Origin of the sequence: Nonomuraea sp. NPDC049129, from assembly GCF_040648495.1 — a bacterium.
In the GTDB taxonomy this organism is placed as follows: domain Bacteria; phylum Actinomycetota; class Actinomycetes; order Streptosporangiales; family Streptosporangiaceae; genus Nonomuraea.
In genome coordinates this window covers 285,675-305,518 of sequence record NZ_JBEZDU010000008.1, presented here as the reverse complement: position 1 = coordinate 305,518, position 19,844 = coordinate 285,675, and the positions used below count along the sequence as shown (strand labels likewise).

Below are 19,844 nucleotides of genomic sequence, written 5' to 3'. Positions count from 1 at the left end.
GGAGGCGCACTCCGATCGTTCGTCCAGAAGGAGCGATCCGCATCGGGGGGCGCCTCACTGCGGCGGGAGAAGAGATACGACCCGCGCCGCCACCAACGACCCCGCCGATGGCGGCCCTTGTCGTTAGAAAAGGCCATCGCACCCCTCAACGCCGTGGGACGCCCGCGCGCATGGCACCCGGCCGCCCCGAACGGCGGTCCCAGCGGGCGGACGCCGCTGAATCGAGTCCACCGTACGACGTAGGTCTCGCTGGAGTCACCTGAAATGGGACAACGGGAAAACACGATCACGACGCGAATGGCTTACAGTTCGGACATGGTAGGTGTCGTTATCGGCTTGGCGCTGCTGGCCTTCTGGCTCTACTCGTTGTTCGACGTCATCACCACGCCGGAGGAAGAGGTAAGGAACGTACCAAAACCGCTCTGGGTGCTCGTCGTCGCGCTGGTTCCCCTGGTGGGCGGGGCCGTCTGGATGATCCGCGGCCGCCCCCAGAAGCCCCGCGAGACCTGGCCGGTCCCCCCGCGACCGGGCTCCCGCCGCCACTCGGCCCCCAAGGGCCCGGACGACGACCCCGAATTCCTCCGCGACCTCGACCGCCGCATGCGCGGCGACGACAGCTAGAGCGGCGTCCCCGACCGTCCGCTCTCCGTCGCCCATGACGGGGGCGTCCCTCCATGGGCCCTTGCCACAACGGGGTACCCCTCCAAGCAACCCCAGCACCACGGACCAGCTACTCCCGCTCCCCGGACGGGGCAACCTCCAAGGGCCACCACGGATCGTCTTCTCCCTCTCCTCCGGAGGAGGCATCCTCCAGGGGCCCTAACCACGACGGACCGACTTCTTCCGCGCCCGAAGGGGCATCCCCACAGGGCCATCAGCCACAAGGGGCCGCCCGCTTCCCTGCCCCCGAAGGGGGTATCCCCTCAGGGACCCCAGCCACCACGGACCGTCACACGAAAGGAGACGGCCGTGGCACAGACGATCACCCCGACGACACATCCGCGTAGCTGTGCAGCCCCGAGATGAACATGTTGACTCCCACCAGGTTGAACAGCAGGCACCCGAACGCCAAGAGCTGCACGATCGTCGCCGCTCGCCCGCGCCATCCGGCGGTGACCCGAGCGTGGAGGTAGGCGGCGTAAGCCACCCACGTGATGAAGGCCCAGACCTCCTTGGGGTCCCAGCCCCAGTAACGGCCCCAAGCCTTGTCGGCCCAGAGAGCACCGGCGATGACGGCGAAGGTCCACACCGGGAAGGCGAAGACGATCGCGCGGTGGGCCGCCCGCTCCAGGTCGGCCCGCGACGGCAGCCGTGACATCCCATCGCCGCGGATCAGGTAGAGGATGCCCGCCACACCGGCCACGATGAACAGGCCGCTCGCCAGGATCGCCGCCGTCACGTGGATGGCCACCCAGTACGAGTTGAGCGCCGGCACGACCGGACCCGCCGCCGTGTAGAGGACCTTGACCGCGAAGCCGAGCCCCAGTGCGGCCGTCACCATGACGAAGGCACCGAGGAAGCGGACGTTCTGCCGGAGCTGGGTGCCGAGGAAGGCGGTGACCGCGGCGAAGCAGATGGCCACCACGAACTCGTACATGTTGCCCCAGGGCCACCGGTCCACGGCCAGGCCCCGGGTGACGATGGCGGCCAGGTTCGCGGCCCAGCCGAGCCAGCCGAGCGTCATGGCCGCCCAGCCGGCCTTGCCCGCCCAGGCCGGCGGCTCGACGACTGTCTCCGGAACGACAGGGCCGTCCGAAGCGGCAGGGGCGTCTGAGGAGCCGCCCGCCGAGCCGACTCCGGCTCCCACGGGCTGCCTGGCGGGTACGGCGGCCGAGTCGGCCTTGGAGCGACCGAAGGCCAGCTCCAGCGCGAACCCGATCATGGCGGCCAGATAGAGCAGGACGGCGGCGACGACGAAGAGGTCGCTCACCCCGGCCAGTTGCTGCTCAGCGGGCATCCTTGCCTCCAGCTGATAGGACCTTGACGATGTCGGCGAACTCCTCGGTGAAGCCCGCCGCGGACCCTTCGGTACGGGTAAGACCGCCGACCTCGGCCACGCCGTCCTTGACCCGCACCCACACCCGGCGGCGGCGGATCATCAGCGACAGCGCGATGGCGACCACGGCCGTGCCCGCGGCGATCAGGGCGGGCAGCCGCCCCGGGTCATAGGCGATCTGGAGCGTCATCCACTCCTTGACCCCGGTGAACTCCAGCTTTCCCGCCCCCTTGGGCAGGGGGAGCGACCCCCCGACCGCGAGTGGTGCCTGGCCGGTGCCCATGACCAGCGGGGTGAGCTTGCGCATCACCTCGGGCGGCGCGAGCTCGTAGACGGACTGCGGCCGCCCGGAGCGTACGCCCAGGTCACCGGAGAAGGCCCCGAGGAGCTGGACCTGGGGGTTGAGCGCGCCGGGGAACAGAGAGGCCCCCGCGCCGTCACCCGTGGGCAGGAAGCGCAGCAGGAACCCGAGCTGCGACGGCTGGGCGTCGGGCACCTTGACCACGCAGCCCGAGGTGAGCGTGAGCTTGATCTCGATCAGGCAGGGGACGGGCCCTTCGAAGGCGACCTGCCCCTTGCCGTCGGTGACCTTGAACACGGGCGCGTAGCCGTGGCCGAGGAGGTAGGTCTGCGTGCCGTTGACCTCCAGCGGCTCGTTGACCTTGAGCGTGTAGTCGCGCGTGGGCGCCCCGGGCGCGTCGTTGACCTTCATGTAGGCGGAGTAGTCGAGCTCCTGCCCCCTCTTGGGGCCCTCGACCTGGTAGGTGGTCTGGAAGTCCGTGAGCGTGAACGAGAACGGCTCCAGCGACTCCGCCGACACCTGATTGCCCGGGATGAACCGGTCGTAGGCGGCGACCGTGTTGGCGAAGCCGTCGCCCTCGACCACCAGCACGTTGCCGCGGTAGCCGTACAGGGAACCGAACCCGATCGCGACGAGCAGGGCGAGCAGGGATACGTGGAAGAGCAGGTTGCCCGTCTCGCGCAGGTAGCCCTTCTCCGCGGCCACCCAGCCGTCGCCGACCTCGACGCGGAAGCGGAGCCGGCGCAGCCGCCCGGCGGCCTCCTCGACCGTCAGCGGGTCGTCCAGCCGCGAGAAGTGCGGCAGGCGCGACAGGTTGCGCGGCGCGGCCGGTGGGCGGCGGCGCAACTCGCGCACGTAGGTGGCGGTGCGCGGCAGTACGCAGCCGATCAGCGAGGTGAACAGCAGCAGGTAGATCGCGGCGAACCAGGCCGAGGTGAAGACGTCGAACAGCTGGAAGCGGTCGTACCACTCGGCGAGCGTCGGGTCGTTCTGGAAGAGCGCCGCCACCTTGTCGGGATCGACGCCGCGCTGCGGCACCAGCGAGCCGGGCACGGACGCCAGCGCGAACAGGAACAGCAGGATCAGCGCCGTCTTCATCGAGGTGAGCGTGCGCCAGCCCCAGCGCAGCCAGCCCATGGGCCCCATGCCGGCGGGCCGCGCCCGCTCCTTCTCGAGCTCGTCGACGGTCATCAGATCACCGGCCTGAAGGCGCCGATCAGACCCTGCATGGTCGCGATCATCTCTCCCCAGAGGCCGGTCACCAGCATGATGCCGACGGCCACCATCATGCCGCCGCCGATCCGGGTGATCAGCTGTGAGTGCTTGCGGATCGCGCGGAACGTACGCAGGGCCTTGCTGTAGGCGAGGGCGGCGGCCACGAAGGGCAGTCCGAGGCCCAGCGCGTACGCCACGGCGAGCAGCGCGCCACGCGAGGCGCTGCCCTCGTTCAGTCCGAGCGCGAGCACGACGGCCAGCGTGGGCCCGATGCACGGCGTCCAGCCCAGCCCGAACACCACGCCCAGCAGCGGCGCCCCGGCCAGCCCAGCGGCGGGCAGCTTGTGGATGCGTACGTCGCGCATCAGGCCGGGCAGCACGCCCAGGAAGGCCAGGCCGAGCAGGATCGTCAGCACGCCGAGCACCCGCGTGATGATCTCCGCGTTGCCCAGCATGACCGCGCCGAGGCCGCCGAACAGCGCGCCGCTGAGCACGAACACCAGCGCGAAGCCGGCCACGAACAGCACCGTGCCGAACACCAGCCGCCCCCGCTTGGGGTCCTCGCTCATGCCCGTCACGTACGACAGGTAGCCCGGTACGAGGGGCAGCACGCACGGCGACAGGAACGACACCACCCCGGCCAGCACCGCGATGGGCACGGCCAGGAGCAGCGAGCCCGAGGCGACGACGTCATTCATCGCGCACCTTGGTCACCGCGTCCATCAGGTCGGTGTACTTGACCGCGCCCAGCGCCCTGGCGGCGACCCTGCCCTGCGCGTCGATGATCAGCGTGGACGGGATGGCCGCGGGCGGCACCGTGCCCTGGAAGCGCAGCGCGACCTGCCCCGGCTGGTCGAAGATGCTCGGGTAGCCGGTCTGCTCGGTGCGTTCGAACGCCTGCGCGTCGGCCTTGCGGTCCTTGAAGTCGACGCCGAGGAACTCCACGCGGCCCTTGGTCTTGGCGGCGACCTCCTTCAGCACCGGCGCCTCCGCCCGGCACGGGCCGCACCACGACGCCCAGAAGTTGAGCACCACGACCTTGCCCTTGTGGGCGGCGAGCGAGGCGGTCGCGCCGTCGAGGGTCTGCCCGCCGATCTCGGGGGCGGCCTGGCGGTCGGCGACGTCGAACACCTGCATCTTCCCGTCGCCCGCGACGAAACGGGTGTCGCCCGCCTGCGGCTGGCCTGACTGGTTGGCGCCCGCGCAGCCCGCGAGGCCGCCCGCGACCAGGACGGCCGAGAGGACGAGGGAGATGGATTTGGCGCGCACGGAGGAAGATCTCCTTGTACTACGACCGGTAGAGCTTGCAACTCTACCGGCGAGGTCAGGCGCCCGGCACGCTGGGGCCCGTCGCCAGTGATCCGGCGGGCTCGCTGTAGCCGACGCTGACCAGACGATCGCCGTCGAAGGTGAGCGTGGTGAGGCTGGCCAGATTGCACTGCCTGCGCCGGGGGTCATGCCAGAGCCGGCGACCCTCGGCCGCCATCCTGATCGACCAGATCGGCAGCTGGTGGCTGACCAGCAGCGCCTCGTGCCCGCGCGCCTCCGCCCTGACCTCCTCGATGATCGAGCGCATCCGCTTGACGATCGCCGGATAAGGCTCGCCCCAGGACGGGCGCAGCGGGTTCCAGAAGTAGCGGTAGTTCTTGGGATCGCGCAGGACCGCCAGGCCCTGGCCGACCTTGCGGCCCTGGAGCATGTTGGCGGCCTCGATCAGCCGCTCGTCGGTCTGCACCGGCAGCTCCAGCAGCGCGGCCAGGGGCGCGATGGTCTCCTGCGCGCGTTCGAGCGGCGAGCTGTAGAGGGTGACGATGTCACGGCCCGCCACCGACTTGGCCACCGTCTCGGCCATCAGCCGGCCGGTCTCGGACAGGTGGTAGCCGGGCAGCCTGCCGTACAGGACGCCTTCGGGATTGTGCACCTCACCGTGGCGCATCAGGTGAACTACGGTGGTTTCAGCCATGGTGTGCCACAGCCTATCCCGCTCTGCCCGTTCCGCGATCTCAGGCGCCCCGGACGCTAGGCGACCGCCCAGGCGTTCTCCTTCGTACGGCTGGCGTCGGCGAGCGCCTCGACCGCGGCCCGGATCGCCGGCCGCCGGGCCGCGTCGCTGCGCCAGATGACGTAGATGCGGCGCGACTGCCGAGGCCGCAGCGGCACCACGGCCACCCCGTCGGGCACGCAGTCGCGTCCCAGCCGGGGGATGATCGCGCAGCCGAGCCCGGCCGCCACCAGCGCCATCTGGGTCGGATATTCGTCGGCCATGCAGGAGATCTCGGGCTCCAGCTGGGCGTTACGCAGCGTGTAGACCAGCCAGTCGTGACAGACGGTGCCGGGCGAGGAGCTGATCCACCGCTCGTTCGCGGGCAACGCCGCCAGCTCGACCTCCTTGTTGCCGGCCAACGGATGGTCCGCGGGCAGCAGGAGGTCGGCGATGTCGTCGAGCAGCGTGGACCGGGACAACCCTTCGGGCAGGGCGATCGGCCGGTTGAGCCAGTCCTGGATGACACCTAGGTCGAGCTCACCCCTGGCCACGTCGCGCACGATGCGCTCCGGCTCGCGCTCGTGCATCTGAACGTGCAGGTCGGGATGGCGCCGCTTGAGCGCGGTCAGGGCGGAGGGCATCAGCCCGCGCGCCGCCGTCGGAAACGCGGACATGTTCAGCCGCCCCACGACCTCGCCGCGCAGCGCCTCGAAGTCCGCCTCGGCGGTCTCCACCAGGGCCAGGATCCGCTCGGCGTGGTCGGCGAGCAGCCCGGCGGCGTCTGTCAGCCGCACCCCGCGCCCGTTGCGCTCCATGAGCCGGGCACCGGTCTCGCGCTCCAGCTTGGCGATCTGCTGCGACACGGCCGACGGCGTCACCATGAGCGCGTCGGCCGCGGCACCCACCGAGCCGTAGATGTGCACAGCGTGAAGGGCCTTGAGACGGTTCAAGTCCAACATGTAAGCCAGTCTAAAGGGTTTAGCGTAGAAAGTCTCGCTTGTCCTTCACTCTGTAGCAGGAGAAAATATATGCATGAGAAACAACAAGGCGCAGAAGCAGCAGACGACCACCATCTCCTACCTCAAGACCCTCGCCGAGCAGGCTCGGGACCAGCGCGTCCGCTACCAGAAGCCGGCCGCCAAGTAACCGAGCGTCAAGTAACCGAGCAAGTAGCCGATCAGAGGACCGCCGCGGCAGCCTTGGCGGCTGCCGGCAGGGCGTCGGCGATCTGACCGAGCGCCTCGTCGTCGTGAGCGGCCGAGAGGAACCAGGCCTCGTACGCGGACGGCGGCAGATAGACCCCGCGATCCAGCATCGCGTGGAAGAAGGCGGTGTACGCCGCGGTGTTCTGGGCCCGCGCACCGTCGAAGTCCGTCACCGGCGCATCCGCGAAGAACACCGAGAACAGGCTCCCCGCCCGCTGCAACCGGTGCGGCACACCCGCCGCGGCGAGGGCGTCGGAAGCGGCCTGGCCGACCGCCAGCGCCGCCGCGTCCACCTTGGCGTAGGAGCCGGCGTCGAGCGCGCGTAGCGTGGCAAGTCCGGCGGCGCAGGCCAGCGGGTTTCCCGACAGTGTGCCCGCCTGGTAGACCGGCCCTTCCGGTGCCAGGCAGGACATGACGTCGGCCCGCCCGCCGAAGGCCGCCGCCGGCAACCCGCCGCCCATGACCTTGCCGAAGGTCATCAGATCGGCGTCGACCGGGTCCAGCCCGTACCAGCCCGAGGGCGAGACCCGGAAGCCCGTCAGCACCTCGTCCATGATCAGCAGCGCGCCGTTGGCCGTGCACAGCTCGCGCAGGCGGGCGTTGAAGCCGGCGAGCGGCGGCACCACGCCCATGTTGGCCGGGCACGCCTCGGTGATGACACAGGCGATCTCAGCCGACGCGAACGCCTGCTCCACCGCGCTGATGTCGTTGTACGGCAGCACGATGGTGTCGGCCGCCGACGCCCCCGTCACGCCAGGCGTGTCCGGCAGTCCGAACGTGACCACGCCCGACCCCGCCGAGGCCAGCAGCGCGTCCACGTGACCGTGGTAGCACCCGGCGAACTTGACCACCTTCGACCGCCCGGTGAACCCGCGGGCCAGCCGCACCGCGCTCATCGTCGCCTCGGTGCCCGAGCTGACCAGCCGGAGTTTGTCCACGGGCGCCACCCTGGCGACGATCTCCTCGGCCAGCTCGACCTCGCCCGGCGTGGCGGTGCCGTACGAGAGGCTGTGGGAGAGCGCCGACGAGACGGCCTCGACGACGGCGGGGTGGCGGTGGCCGAGGATCATCGGCCCCCACGAGCAGACCAGGTCGACGTAGCGGTTGCCGTCGACGTCGGTGAGATAGGGGCCCTGCCCGGAGGCCATGAAGCGCGGCGTGCCGCCGACCGCGCCGAACGCGCGGACCGGGGAGTTGACGCCACCCGGCACGATGGCACGGGCGCGGGCGAACAGGTCCTCGGAGTTCTGTGTACGGCTCACGCGCTCCAGGTTAGTCCTGGGCCACGGCGGTCTAGTCGGCGAGCCAGTCGAGGATGCGCAGCGGATCGGGCAGCGGACGGCCGTCCGGCGGGCGCAGCCAGGAGACGGGCTGGCCGGTGGGCAGCGTGGAGGGCGGGGCCAGGACGTAGCTGTCGCGGCAGTGCCAGCGCAGGCCCGGATTGTCCTCGATGGTGCCGGGCTCGCAGTCGAGCTGGCAGGACCACCACTCGTCCTCGTCGTCGGGATTGCCACGCGTGGCCACATAGAACAGGACCCGGTCACCGTTGGCGGCGACCGGGCCCGAGTGCGCCGAGGCGCCATCGATGCGGGTGAGGGCCGACAGGCCCGTGTCGAGCGGTACGTCGAAGACGTCGAACACCCGGCCGGTGGGCAGAATCACATTGGCGTCGGGGTCCATCCGCCACCAGCGCGTGAGCTGCGTGGCGTCCGTCGTGGCCTGTAGGTGCCAGGCGGGAGACAGCGGATGCGCGCCCGGGTCGGGGCAGCCGAGGCGGTCACAGGAGCAGGAGCGGGCGCCCTGACGCAGCGGATGGGCACCCGGCACGCTCGGCCAGCCGAGAGCGGCATAGCCCAGGACGGTATCGATCCGTGTCGGGCGCGGCCGTTTCTTGGTACGCCGAGCGAGTGGTACCCCCACCATGGTGTCTCCCGTCGATCCAAGCGCCTGAAGAGGCCCCGGCTCCTGGCTGCAAAGCACACGCGGGACACACCAGCACTTGTTATTGCACTCTAACGCACAGGCCTCAGCGATCGACGGGAAACCCCCTGGTTCACAGGCGGCGCGCCACCTCGGTGGCCCAGTACGTCAGGATCAGGTCGGCGCCCGCGCGCTTGATCGCGACCAGCGACTCCATGATCATCCGGTCGCGGTCGATCCAGCCATTGGCCGCGGCGGCTTCGATCATCGCGTACTCGCCGCTCACCTGGTAGGCCGCCACCGGCACGTCGGCCTCGTCGCGGAAGCGCCTGATGACGTCCAGATAGGCCATCGCGGGCTTGACCATGACGGCGTCGGCGCCCTCCGCGAGGTCGAGGCGTAGCTCGCGCATCGCGTCCCCCAGCGGCCCGGCCGGGTCCTGCTGGTGGGTGCTGCGGTCGCCGAACTGCGGCGCGCACTCTGCGGCCTCGCGAAAGGGGCCGAAGAAGGCGGAGGCGTACTTGGCGGTGTAGGCGAGGATCGGCAGGTCACTGAAGCCGTCGGCGTCGAGCGCCGCCCTGATGGCTCCGACCTGGCCGTCCATCATGCCGCTCGGCGCGATCATCTGGGATCCGGCCCTGGCCTGGGCGACCGCGATCGACGCGTAGCGCTCCAGCGTCGCGTCGTTGTCGACGTCGCCGGAGGCGGTCAGCACGCCGCAGTGGCCGTGGTCGGTGAACTCGTCGAGGCAGGTGTCGGCCATGACCACCACCGCGTCGCCCACCTCGGCGCTCACGTCGCGCAGCGCGACCTGCAGGATGCCTTCGGGGTCGTCGGCCGCCGAGCCCCGCGCGTCCTTGACGGCGGGGATGCCGAACAGGATCACCCCGGACACCCCGGCGTCGGCGGCCTCGTGGGCGGCCTTGCGCAGCGAGTCGCGGGTGTGCTGGAACACGCCGGGCATCGAGGCGACCGGCTGCGGCTGGTCGATGCCCTCCTTGACGAACAGCGGCAGGATCAGGTCCGCGGGGTGCAGTCTGGTGCCCGCCACCATGCGCCGGATCGCGGGGCTGCGGCGGAGCCTGCGCGGCCGGGCGACCGGGTAGTCAGCACTCACTTGGCTCTCCTTCTGGCGCCTCTGCGGTTCTGCGACGGCCGCCGCGGGCTGTCGCCGGCGGCGAGGGCCGCCTGGCGTTGCTTGGCACCGTACGCGGCCAGCGCGGCGGCCAAGGCGGACGCCGACGGCCGGTCGGCCATGACGTCGACGCGCAGCCCGAACTCCTCGGCGGTCTTCGCGGTCTGCGGCCCGATCACCGCGATCACGGTGACGTTGTGCGGCTTGCCGGCGATGCCCACGAGGTTGCGGACGGTCGAGGAGGAGGTGAAGAGCACCGCGTCGAACCCGCCGCCCTTGATCGCCTCGCGGATCGGGGCGGGGGGCGGTGCGGCTCGTACGGTGCGGTAGGCCGTGACGTCGTCGCACTCCCAGCCTAGCTCTGTCAGACCGGCCACGAGGGTATCTGTGGAAATGTCCGCCCGCGGCAGAAGCACTCGGTTGATCGGGTCGAGCATCGAGTCGTACGGCGGCCACTCGGCCACCAGGCCCTCCGACGACTGCTCGCCCGAGGGCAGCAGGTCGGGCTTGACGCCGAACTCGACCAGCGCCCGCGCGGTGGCGTCGCCCACGGCGGCCACCTTCAGCCCGGCGAAGGCGCGGGCGTCGAGGCCGTACTCCTCGAACTTCTCGCGCACCGCCTTGACCGCGTTGGAGCTGGTGAACGCCACCCACTCGTAGCGGCCGGTGACCAGGCCCTTGATCGCGCGGTCCATCTGCTGCGGCGTGCGCGGCGGCTCGACGGAGATGGTCGGCACCTCTTCCGGCACGGCGCCGTAGGAGGTGAGCTGCTCGGACAGCCTCTCGGACTGCTCCTTGGTGCGCGGCACCAGCACCCGCCAGCCGAACAGCGGCTTGGTCTCGAACCACGACAGCTTGTCGCGCTGCCCGACCGCGTCGCCGACGACGATCAGCGCGGGCTCGGTGAAGCCCGCGTGCTTGATGTCGGCCTGCAGCCTGGCCAGAGTCGAGACGACGGTGTACTGCTCGGTGGTGGTGCCGCTACTGCTGACCGCCACGGGCGTGCTGTCGGGCTTGCCACCGGCCACCAGCGCCTTGCCGATCGCCACGGCCCCGGCGAGGCCGTTGTAGATGACCAGCGTGCCCTGGCAGGCGGCGTGGGCGGCCCAGTCCTGCTCGTGCGCGGCGTCGACGATCCGGAACTCCGGCACGTCGGCCGCCGGCGGGATGCCCGCGTAGGTGAGCACCGCGGTCGCGGGCGGCACGCCGGGCACGATCTCGAAGTCCACCTCCGCCGCGGCACAGGCCGCGACCTCCTCCTCGATCGACCGGGCGATCGAGGAGAACAGCATCGGGTCGCCCTCGCACAGGCGTACGACGAACTGCCCGGCCTTGGCGCGCTTGACGAGGTCGCCGGACGCGATCTCCACGCCTTCGCGGCAGTGGCGCAGGAACGAGCCGAACAGCTCCTCGTCGAGGGCGACCGCGTCGGCCTTGGCCAGTAGTTCGGCGCCGCGGAGCGTGAGAAGGTTCGGATCGCCGGGGCCCGCGCCCACGAACGCGAGGAAACCGGAGGTTGGACTATCGGAGCTCAACGGGATTGCTCCCCCATCAATCTGTCGGCCCCTTCGGAGATCATCTCGGCCGCGAGGAGCTGGCCGAGTTTCACAGACTCGGAAGGAGAGCCGGCGGCGGACTTGCGCACCGCCTGCTGGCCGTCGATAGAGACGACCATGGCGGTGAGGTTCAGGGTCTGTCCGTCATCGACGGCGAAGGCACCCACGGGGGATGAGCAGCCGGCCTCGAGAGCGGACAGGACGGAGCGCTCGGCCGACACTGCGGAGCGCGTCCGCGGGTCGTCGAGCACACCGAGGAAGGAGATCAGGTCGGCGTTGTCGGAGAGACACTCCACGGCCAGGGCGCCCTGCCCTGGCGCGGGCAGCAGCTCCTCGACCTCGAAGATCTGCGCGATCTCCACGTCCCGGCCGATCCTGGTCAGGCCCGCCGAGGCGAGCACGACCGCGTCGACCTCGCCGGCGGCGATCTTGCCGATCCGGGTGTCGGCGTTGCCGCGGATCGGGACGTACTCGAGATCGGGACGCAGCGCCCTGAGCATGGCGATCCGGCGCAGCGAGCCGGTGCCGATCCTGGCCCCGGTGGGCAGGTCGGCGAACTTCGCCGGGCCGACCAGCGCGTCGCGGTGATCGTGCCGGGCCACGATGGCGGCCAGTGTCACCCGCGGGTCCGGCTTGGTCGGCAGGTCTTTCAGCGAGTGGACGGCGAAGTCGATCTCGCCTTCGATCAACTTGTCACGCAGCGCGCTGACCCACACGCCCGTGCCACCGAGCTGCGCCACCTGAGCCTTGGTCACGTCACCGAACGTGGTGACGCCGACCAGCTCGATGGCGCGCCCGGTCCGTTCGGTGTAGGAGTCGGCGACCATCTGCGACTGCGTGGTCGCCATCAGGCTGCGCCGGGTGCCCAAGCGCAGTGTCACAACTCCACCTCCCTCACGGCTTCGGGCATCTTCGGATCCAGGTCGAACAACTCGCGCAGCGCTTCGGCATAATGATCGCCTCCCGGGCTGGTGGCGAGCTGTTTGACACGCACGGTGGGCTCGTGAAGCAGCTTGTCGACGACCCGCTGCACAGTCTGCGCCACCTCGTCCCTGGCCTTGCCGTCGAGCTGGGGCATGCGCATCAGGAGCCGGCCCAGCTCAGCCTCGACCACGGACGCCGCCTTGCTGCGCAGCGCCACCACGGTCGGAGTGACCTTGGCGGCCCGCTCGGCGGTGAGGAAGGCGGCCAGCTCCTCGGCGACGAGCCTGCGCACCGAGTCGACGGTGTCGCCCTCCCTTGAGCCTATGCCCGATTCCTGGATGGTCTCCAGGTCGACCAGCGTGACGCCGGGCACCTCGCGGACAGCGGGGTCGATGTCGTGCGGCAGTGCCAGGTCCAGCAGGAACGCGCCTGGGGAGACGATGTCGGGGGTGATGACGTGCCGGCCGCCGCCCGTGCAGGAGATGACGATGTCGGCCGTCGCGAGCTCTCGGGGAACCGCGGCGAACTCCACCGCCCTGCCGCCTACGGACGCCGCCAGGCGTACGCCTCGTTCGAAGGTGCGGTTGGCGACCACGATGTCGGTCACGCCCGCGCGGGCCAGCGTGGTGGCGGCCAGCGAGCTCATCGAGCCCGCGCCGACCACCAGCGCCCGACGCCCGGTGAGGTCGCCCGCCAGCGCCAGTCCGGCGGTGACGAGGGAGGCGCCCGCCTTGTCGATGTCGGTGTCGGCGTGGGCGCGCTTGCCGACCCGCAGCGCCTGCTGCACCAGCTCGTTGAGGGTGGCGCCGATGGTGCCCTGCTTCTGCGCCAGGGTGAGCGCCCGGCGAACCTGGCCGAGGATCTGCCCTTCGCCCACGACCATCGAGTCGAGGCCGCAGGCCATCGCGAACAGGTGCTCGACGGCCTGGTCTTCGTAGTGGACGTAGAGGTGCGGCTGCAACTCTTCCACGGGGACGCCCGAGTGGACGCCCAGCAAGCGACTGATCGCGGTGACGGCGCCGTGGAAACGGTCGACGGCCGCGTAAACCTCTACTCTGTTGCACGTCGAGACCACCATGGCCTCGGCGACGCACACGTCCTGCTGCACGTCGTGCAGGAGCTTGACGAGCGCCTCGCCGGACACCGAAACGCGCTCGAGCATGGCCACCGGAGCTGTCCGGTGGCTGAGTCCGATGGTGAGAAGACTCATTGACTGTCCACGGCCATAAGTGGCCCCCCTGCTTTGCGCTGCTCATGGAACGCAAGGATCTGCAGTTCTATTGATAGGTCGACTTTACGGACATCCACGCCATCTGGTACAGAAAGCACTACGGGCGCGAAGTTCAGGATGCTGGTGACCCCGGCCGCCACCACACGATCGCAGACTTCCTGCGCCGCTATCGCGGGTGTCGCCAGAACCACGATCGAGACTCCACGCCGTTCGATGACGGCTTCCAGGACGTCTATGTGCTCAACATTCAACCCCGCTATATCGTCGCCCACGACTTCGGGGTCGGCGTCGAGAAGCCCGGCCACACGGAAGCCCCTGGAGACGAAACCACCGTAATTGGCCAGTGCCCGGCCCAGATTACCCACTCCTACGATGGCCACGGCCCAGTCTTGGGTCAGGCCCAGCTCGCGGGAGATCTGGTAGACGAGGTATTCGACGTCGTAGCCGACGCCTCGCGTGCCGTACGAGCCCAGATGGGACAGGTCCTTGCGGAGCTTCGCGGAGTTGACGCCCGCGGCCATGGCCAGATCTTCGGAGCTGACGGTCGCGATGCCGCGTTCGGCCATCCCGTTCAACGCCCGCAGGTACAACGGGAGCCGGGCGACCGTTGCCTCGGGGATCCCGCGGTCACGGGACTGGGACGGGCTCTTCACGTGCCGGAGCTCCAGGGGACGAGCGGCCTGCCGGCCGCGTGAATGAAATCGAACCGCCTTTCAGGTTAATCCCTTTGTGAAGCGATGCACAAAGTCGGCACGATACGGTTGGGTGCATGCACCGCATCACGCTGCTCGGCAGGCCGGGCTGCCACCTCTGCGACGACGCGCGCGAGGTCGTCTCCCGCGTGGCAGGAGACCTGGGTGTGCCGTGGGAGGAGGTCGACATCGACTCCTCCGAGGAGTTGCGGGAGAAATACTGGGAGATGATCCCGGTCACTCTGGTCGACGGAGTCCAGCACGACTTCTGGCGGGTCTCCGAAGACCGGCTACGCGCCGCGCTGAGCGGCTAGTAGGACCCTGAGCAGCTAGAACATCGCGGTCGGGAGCGGTACGACCTTGGCGGCGTTGACGTTCAGCTCGATGATGTTGGTCGCCAGCACCATGGCCTGGCGCTCGTTGACGAACCGCTCGACGTGCGGCTGCCGCTGGTGGTCGCGGTAGGCCACCTCGTCGCGGTAGAGCTCATAGACGATGCGCTGCAGCGGGGCCGATTTGACCGCGTGGCAGGCGTAGATGAGCGTGTCGGGCTCGCCCCGTCGTACGGCCTCGACAGTGAGCTCCGCCAGGCGGTCGAACGCCTCGCCTGAGCCGTCCATGAGGGTGAAGACCGTCAGCATGCCGTAGATGCTCGGTGAGGGCCTGCTGGAGGCCGCCTGCTGCTGAGGCTGGGCCTGCGGGGCCGGCGTCCGCACGGGCTGAGCCTGAGGGGGCTGGCCCTGAGGGGGCTGCTGGGCCGCGCGGGAGCCGGTGGCGAACAACTCGGCCCCCGGGTAGACCGCGCCCGTGCCGGGCATCCCGAAGTCCTGGGGACCGGTCTGCGGCCCGGCGCCGTGCCCGCCGTTCATGATGTAGCCGGTCGAGGGGCCCTGGTCGGGCGGCGGCGCCATCCGGGCGGCGTAGTCGACCGGCTGGTCGCCCGCCCGGTATTCGGCCACCAGATCACCCAGGCCCGACCGGCGGGGCTGACCGGGAGGCGGCTGCTGCTGTTGCTGGGGCGGCCCCTGCATCGGCATGTCGGCGAGCGGCTGGGGGAAGGGCTCCGACCGAGGGAAGGAGTCCGAGGGGAGGAACGGCTCCGAGTGGGGGAAGGAGTCCGGCTGGGGGAAGGGGTCCCGATCCCGCATGGCCCGGCGGCCATGAGAGGACCGCTCAGCCGACCGCTCGCCGGACCGCTCGCCGCGGTGGCCCTCGAGCTCGTCGTCCTCGTCGTCGTCCTCGTACGGCGCCAGGGGGCGCAGCACGGCGTACCAGATGCCCGCGGCGGCCACCACGAACAGCGCGGTGGCGAAGAAGCCCGGCACCGCGAACCTCATCGCCCCGATGATCGCGATGCCCGAGGGCGCGATGACCATGACCGCGTGCAGGTTGTCGGTGTCGAGTTCGTCACCGTTGCGCCAGCGCAGCGCCGCGATCACCACGGCCGCCAGCATGATCAGCCCGGCGATGGAGTGCGCGCCGATCAGCAGGTAGTTCGGGATGAGGTTCCAGTGCCCCTCGGCCGCGGGGAGCAGCTTGCCCATCTCGTCGGCCCTGCTCACCGGGTCGAAGATGAGCACCACGGTGGCGACGATGGTGAACGCGATCCCGAGCAGCCAGCCGGCGAATTTCGGCGGCACCTTCTCCGACAGGAGTTGGACCAGTCCGATGGCCAGCCAGAAGGGCGCGAGGAGGGATCCGGTCAGTTGGTAGACCTTGAAGGTGACGTCCCCGAATCCCATCAGGTAGCCGACGCCGATCGCACCGAGCGCCAGGCAGAGCGCGACGGCTGAAACGGTCCAGGCGATCAACCACCCCTCCACCTCGTCACGCAGGCGCCGGACCAGGGCGACTGCGCCGATCGCGGCGAGGAGGGCACCGACAAAGGCTAGGACAGCAACGAGGATCTCCATGGTGACTCCAATGCTGCCGGACTATGCCTCCCAGCCGGTAGCCGAAGAGGGAACGGGTCGGTCCACACGGTATCGGCCGATTACGGCTAGTCATGCCTTCACGAAGCGGATTGTGGAATTTCCGGTTGATTTCTAGAGTGTTCGAGCACGCCGCACCCCTTACCCCTAGGGATACCGGATGCCTGACTCGTGGCCGTTCGCCGGGCTGCTCCCACCAGCGGTCGCTGGTCCCGCCCGGACGAGCGAGCTTGCCGTGCGCGAAGAGATTCCCGATGACCTCCGCATGCTGGTGCTGCACGCCAAGACCGGAGACTCGGATGCCTTTGGCACGCTCTATGACCGATACGTGGATCTTGTCTATCGCTATATCTACTTCCGCGTCGGCTCGCATCCGCTGGCCGAGGATCTCACCAGCGAGACCTTTCTCCGCGCGCTTCGCCGGATCACCGACTTCACCTGGCAGGGCCGTGACTTCGGCGCCTGGCTGGTCACCATCGCCAGGAACCTGGTCACCGATCACTTCAAGTCCGGCCGCTATCGCCTGGAAATCCCGACCGGGGAGGTGATCGACGTCCCGCTCGACGGCCCGCACATCCCGGAGAACGCCGTCGTCACGGCCATCATCAACGACCGGATGCTCCGCGCCGTCCAGGATCTGAATCCCGAGCAGCAGGAATGCGTGGTTCTGCGGTTCCTGCACGGCCTGTCGCTCGCCGAGACCGCGTTGATCATGGGGAAGAAGAGTGGAGCGATCAAAGCCCTGCAGTTCCGAGCGATCCGGGCCCTGGCCAGGGCGCTCAAGCACGACCTGGCGTAACCTCCACCAGCGGCACGTCGTTAGGCAGATGTCACGATCGGATTCCCCGGCGGCGTCAGGGAGCTGTCATGGGTAGGGCGCGCAGATCGCGCGAGCGCGTGCTCGAACACCTCACAGAGCTGCGACGGCTCCCGCTGGGCGGGGGTCCGGCCGCCGCCTTCCGCGAACGTCTCCGCGCCGAGCTCCTATGCGCACAGCGCCTCCCCGAGCCCGTACGGGCCCGCCGTTCCCATCGCCGTCCGGGGCGGCGGCTCTCCTGGCTCTCCCAGGCCGCCACGTTCGGCCTGGCGGCGGCCATGATGCTGTCGGCCTTCGCCACCTACCACGCACTGCCCGGCGACACGCTTTACCCGCTCAAGCGCGCCGCGGAGAGCACGCTGGTCCGGCTCAGCACCGACGACGTGCAGCGGGCCGAGCGCGAGCTGGTCTCGGCCAAGACCCGGGCGGCCGAAGTCGCCCAGTTGCTCGGCTCGTCCGGCGACGGACCGCTGGTCACCAAGACGCTCAAGGAGATGGAGGACTCGACCCGGTCCGGCATCAGGAGGCTGGAGCGGGCCGAGCCGCGCTCACCGAAGATCAACCGGTTCGCGCGCGACCAGAAAAACATGGTCGAACCAATGCTCGAACGGATGGACGGGGATCAACAGGACAAGGCGACGGGCTACCTCGACTATATAGACGGGCTTGTGGCCCCGCGCTAGTTGACCTGCTCTCCGCTCTAAAGGGACGGAGGTTCCCGTGCCGCTTACGCGGCAGCTCATGCTCCTTGCGCGGCTCGTGCTGTGGAACGGGGTGCTTGACGCTTCACGGACCCGGATGGGTCTCCACGCCCTGGAACGACCAGCCCGGCCGCCCGATATTTGGCCAACGTGTTCTTCGCCCCGACGATGTCGGCGTGCTCGGTGTGCCCGCAGGCCTGCGCCGCACGCTGGTGGTCATGCCGTCGATGTTGAGGTTCTCCAGGACCACGATGGCGTAGCGGTGGGTGAGGCGGTGCGCAGTCTGGGCGTTGAAATCCGCGCGACGCCACCGGACGCGGCGCATCATGTCGCCCATCGCCGCGACGACATGTTCACGCTGCCGGGAGCCCTTCTTCGACCGGGCAAGCCGCCGCTGAAGCCGCAGATAGCGTTCCGCCTCGCCCGGAGTGAGGAACCCCAGATCGGGCTGCCTGTCCTGTTTGCACTCAGGGGGTGGCACCAGACTGGACAAACTACCGGTTCCGGCGTGGCGGCGGTCGAAGAACTCCCCGTCGGAGGTGACCGCGGCCGTGACCACACCCCGGTCCACCCCGGCGTGCGCATCGAGATGAAGGTGGTGTTCAACCCGAGTGAGGCCGTCCTGCACCAGGAACGAGATGAACCAGTGCCTGCCGTCGCGCGAGACGGTCGCGGACTTCACCGTCCCCCCAGAGGGCGTGACATCCGGAACTTCACCCACCCGAATTTCGGCAGCAGCACCCGGCCCCACCCGTCCTTGATCCGCTCGACGGGGATGTGTTTCGCGGTGGGGAACCGAAACGACGGCTTCCACTTCGTCCGCGACTTCCAACGCACCTTCCAGGTGCCGTGCTGTCGGCACGCCTGGTCCAGGTCCTTCAGCGTCTGCTGGATGACCTGGGCGGGAGCGTCGGCGAGCCAGTCGCAGTACGGATCCTTCTCCGCCTCGGCGAGTTGTGCGCACTGCTCCTCGTAACTGAGGTAGGCGCCTCACCCCCGGTATTCGCGGCCGGTGTTCCACACGCTGCGGCAGATCCCGCCCAGCCGCTCGGCGAACATCTGTTGCCCGAAGTCGAACTCCAGCCGGTACCTGCGACCCGCCAACACGACCTGACCGCTTCCGGGTCCGCGCTACTTACCCCGGGCTGTCCCGCCTCCGGCGGGCCATCTGACAGGACCGCATTCATCCCCGGCCCGAACCGAAGGCCGAGGCTTTCAGCGGACCTTCGATAAGCTGAGGCGCATGTGGCGGCTAATGCGACGACAGCGCGAGGCGGAGGCGGAGCTCGCCGGCGAGGCCGCAGCGGCGGCCGCGGTGACGGTGACCCCTACGGAGCCCGACCAGCAGGCGGCCGCCTTCTTCGACGTCGACAACACGATGATGCGCGGCGCCTCCATCTACCACTTTGCCAGGGGCCTGGCGACGCGCGGCCTGTTCACCACCTCTGACCTGTTCAAGTTCGCCGTCGGCCAGGCGGTGTTCCGGCTGCGCGGCAACGAGAACCCCGAGCACATCGCGGTGGCCCGCGAGACCGCGCTGGCGTTCGTCGCGGGCGCGAAGGTCGACGACGTGATCCGGCTGGGCGAGGAGATCTACGACGAGGTCATGTCCGACCGCATCTGGGGCGGCACCCGAGCGCTCGCGCAGAGCCACCTCGACCGCGGCCAGCGCGTCTGGCTGGTCACGGCCACGCCCGTCGAGCTGGCCAGGGTCATCGCCCAGCGCCTCGGCCTGACCGGCGCGCTCGGCACCGTGGCCGAGACCACCAACGGCGTCTACACCGGTCGGCTGGTCGGCGACCTGCTGCACGGCCCGGCCAAGGCCGAGGCGGTGCGGGCGCTGGCCCGCCGGGAGGGCCTCGACCTCACCCGGTGCACCGCCTACAGCGACTCGGCCAACGACCTGCCCATGCTGTCGCTGGTCGGCAAGCCGGTGGCCATCAACCCCGACAGCGAACTGCGCGAGCACGCCAAGAAGCACGACTGGCCGATCAAGGACTTCCGCACCGGCAGAAAGGCGACACTGACCGCCCTGCCGATCGCCGCGGGCGTCGGAGCGGTGGCCGGCGGCATCGCCGCCGGCATCGCCCTCCGCAAGCACTACCGCTCAACGCAGTAGCCGACCCGGGCATCCCCTCCAGGAGACCTCGGCCACGACGGACCGGCTGCTCCCTCTCCCCGGAGGGGCATCCCAACAGTGCCCCAGCCACGACGACCCGGTTCCTCCTCCTCTCCC

The 19,844-nt window shown here is 69.7% G+C and carries 21 protein-coding genes; 5 read left to right on the top strand and 16 right to left on the bottom strand.

The annotated features are described in order from the left end of the window. Positions 1 to 315 precede the first annotated feature (315 nt). Entirely contained in the window at positions 316 to 621 is a 306-nt protein-coding gene (locus AB0B64_RS27000; RefSeq protein ID WP_357954671.1) for a PLDc N-terminal domain-containing protein, read from the top strand. 361 nt (positions 622 to 982) lie between these two features. On the opposite strand, the gene ccsA is transcribed toward AB0B64_RS27000, so the two are convergent. From ccsA to AB0B64_RS26935, 13 genes are all read right to left on the bottom strand, one after another. After that, the gene (gene ccsA / locus AB0B64_RS26995) at positions 983 to 1,957 is read right to left on the bottom strand and encodes a cytochrome c biogenesis protein CcsA (RefSeq protein ID WP_357954669.1); all 975 of its coding nucleotides are present in this window, start codon (positions 1,955 to 1,957) and stop codon (positions 983 to 985) included. Further along, positions 1,947 to 3,488, bottom strand: a complete 1,542-nt coding sequence (locus AB0B64_RS26990) for a cytochrome c biogenesis protein ResB (RefSeq protein ID WP_358180442.1) — start codon at positions 3,486 to 3,488, stop codon at positions 1,947 to 1,949. The genes ccsA and AB0B64_RS26990 overlap by 11 nt, the downstream gene beginning before the upstream one ends. Continuing rightward, the gene (locus tag AB0B64_RS26985; protein WP_358180439.1) at positions 3,488 to 4,210 is read right to left on the bottom strand and encodes a cytochrome c biogenesis protein CcdA; all 723 of its coding nucleotides are present in this window, start codon (positions 4,208 to 4,210) and stop codon (positions 3,488 to 3,490) included. The genes AB0B64_RS26990 and AB0B64_RS26985 overlap by 1 nt, the downstream gene beginning before the upstream one ends. Then, positions 4,203 to 4,781 (bottom strand): TlpA disulfide reductase family protein, encoded by a 579-nt coding sequence (locus AB0B64_RS26980; RefSeq protein ID WP_358180436.1) that lies wholly within the window; start codon positions 4,779 to 4,781, stop codon positions 4,203 to 4,205. Before AB0B64_RS26980 ends, AB0B64_RS26985 begins: the two co-directional genes overlap by 8 nt. A 55-nt stretch (positions 4,782 to 4,836) precedes the next feature. Further along, positions 4,837 to 5,475, bottom strand: coding sequence for a histidine phosphatase family protein (locus tag AB0B64_RS26975; protein WP_357954659.1), 639 nt, complete (start codon positions 5,473 to 5,475; stop codon positions 4,837 to 4,839). Between the two features lie 56 nt (positions 5,476 to 5,531). Beyond that, positions 5,532 to 6,455, bottom strand: a complete 924-nt coding sequence (locus AB0B64_RS26970) for a LysR substrate-binding domain-containing protein (protein WP_357954655.1) — start codon at positions 6,453 to 6,455, stop codon at positions 5,532 to 5,534. 218 nt (positions 6,456 to 6,673) lie between these two features. Next, on the bottom strand, positions 6,674 to 7,963 hold the full coding sequence (gene hemL / locus AB0B64_RS26965; RefSeq protein ID WP_358180433.1) for a glutamate-1-semialdehyde 2,1-aminomutase: 1,290 nt from the start codon (positions 7,961 to 7,963) through the stop codon (positions 6,674 to 6,676). Positions 7,964 to 7,994: 31 nt separating this feature from the next. Next, on the bottom strand, positions 7,995 to 8,624 hold the full coding sequence (locus tag AB0B64_RS26960) for a bifunctional DNA primase/polymerase (protein WP_357954651.1): 630 nt from the start codon (positions 8,622 to 8,624) through the stop codon (positions 7,995 to 7,997). A 130-nt stretch (positions 8,625 to 8,754) separates the two neighbouring features. Further along, a complete protein-coding gene (hemB, locus tag AB0B64_RS26955; protein WP_357954649.1) occupies positions 8,755 to 9,738 on the bottom strand; it encodes a porphobilinogen synthase in 984 nt (327 codons plus the stop codon). Then, positions 9,735 to 11,291 carry a bifunctional uroporphyrinogen-III C-methyltransferase/uroporphyrinogen-III synthase gene (locus AB0B64_RS26950; protein ID WP_357954647.1) on the bottom strand — a complete coding sequence of 519 codons (1,557 nt, stop codon included), beginning with the start codon at positions 11,289 to 11,291 and terminating at the stop codon, positions 9,735 to 9,737. The genes hemB and AB0B64_RS26950 overlap by 4 nt, the downstream gene beginning before the upstream one ends. Continuing rightward, a complete protein-coding gene (gene hemC, locus AB0B64_RS26945; protein WP_357954645.1) occupies positions 11,288 to 12,193 on the bottom strand; it encodes a hydroxymethylbilane synthase in 906 nt (301 codons plus the stop codon). The genes AB0B64_RS26950 and hemC overlap by 4 nt, the downstream gene beginning before the upstream one ends. Next, positions 12,190 to 13,446 carry a glutamyl-tRNA reductase gene (locus AB0B64_RS26940; protein ID WP_358180430.1) on the bottom strand — a complete coding sequence of 419 codons (1,257 nt, stop codon included), beginning with the start codon at positions 13,444 to 13,446 and terminating at the stop codon, positions 12,190 to 12,192. Before AB0B64_RS26940 ends, hemC begins: the two co-directional genes overlap by 4 nt. Next, positions 13,443 to 14,120: a redox-sensing transcriptional repressor Rex gene (locus tag AB0B64_RS26935; protein WP_357954641.1), complete on the bottom strand. Its 678-nt coding sequence runs from the start codon at positions 14,118 to 14,120 to the stop codon at positions 13,443 to 13,445. Before AB0B64_RS26935 ends, AB0B64_RS26940 begins: the two co-directional genes overlap by 4 nt. A 116-nt stretch (positions 14,121 to 14,236) precedes the next feature. Here AB0B64_RS26935 and AB0B64_RS26930 point away from each other — a divergent pair, with 116 nt between their 5' ends. Next, on the top strand, positions 14,237 to 14,473 hold the full coding sequence (locus AB0B64_RS26930) for a glutaredoxin family protein (RefSeq protein ID WP_357954639.1): 237 nt from the start codon (positions 14,237 to 14,239) through the stop codon (positions 14,471 to 14,473). 15 nt (positions 14,474 to 14,488) lie between these two features. Here AB0B64_RS26930 and AB0B64_RS26925 read toward each other — a convergent pair whose 3' ends face one another. Next, a complete protein-coding gene (locus AB0B64_RS26925) occupies positions 14,489 to 16,072 on the bottom strand; it encodes an antibiotic biosynthesis monooxygenase (protein WP_357954637.1) in 1,584 nt (527 codons plus the stop codon). Positions 16,073 to 16,250: 178 nt separating this feature from the next. On the opposite strand from AB0B64_RS26925, the gene AB0B64_RS26920 reads away from it, so the two are divergent. Together AB0B64_RS26920 and AB0B64_RS26915 are read left to right on the top strand one after the other, a co-directional pair. Beyond that, positions 16,251 to 16,889, top strand: a complete 639-nt coding sequence (locus tag AB0B64_RS26920; protein WP_357655008.1) for a sigma-70 family RNA polymerase sigma factor — start codon at positions 16,251 to 16,253, stop codon at positions 16,887 to 16,889. Positions 16,890 to 16,957: 68 nt separating this feature from the next. Further along, a complete protein-coding gene (locus AB0B64_RS26915; protein WP_358180427.1) occupies positions 16,958 to 17,590 on the top strand; it encodes a DUF5667 domain-containing protein in 633 nt (210 codons plus the stop codon). A gap of 103 nt (positions 17,591 to 17,693) precedes the next feature. On the opposite strand, the gene AB0B64_RS26910 is transcribed toward AB0B64_RS26915, so the two are convergent. Further along, positions 17,694 to 18,440, bottom strand: a complete 747-nt coding sequence (locus AB0B64_RS26910; RefSeq protein WP_358180424.1) for a transposase — start codon at positions 18,438 to 18,440, stop codon at positions 17,694 to 17,696. A gap of 158 nt (positions 18,441 to 18,598) precedes the next feature. Beyond that, positions 18,599 to 18,712: a helix-turn-helix domain-containing protein gene (locus AB0B64_RS26905; protein WP_358180421.1), complete on the bottom strand. Its 114-nt coding sequence runs from the start codon at positions 18,710 to 18,712 to the stop codon at positions 18,599 to 18,601. 151 nt (positions 18,713 to 18,863) lie between these two features. Between AB0B64_RS26905 and AB0B64_RS26900 the strand changes: the two genes are divergently transcribed. Then, positions 18,864 to 19,727, top strand: coding sequence for an HAD-IB family hydrolase (locus AB0B64_RS26900; protein WP_358180418.1), 864 nt, complete (start codon positions 18,864 to 18,866; stop codon positions 19,725 to 19,727). Positions 19,728 to 19,844 lie beyond the last annotated feature (117 nt).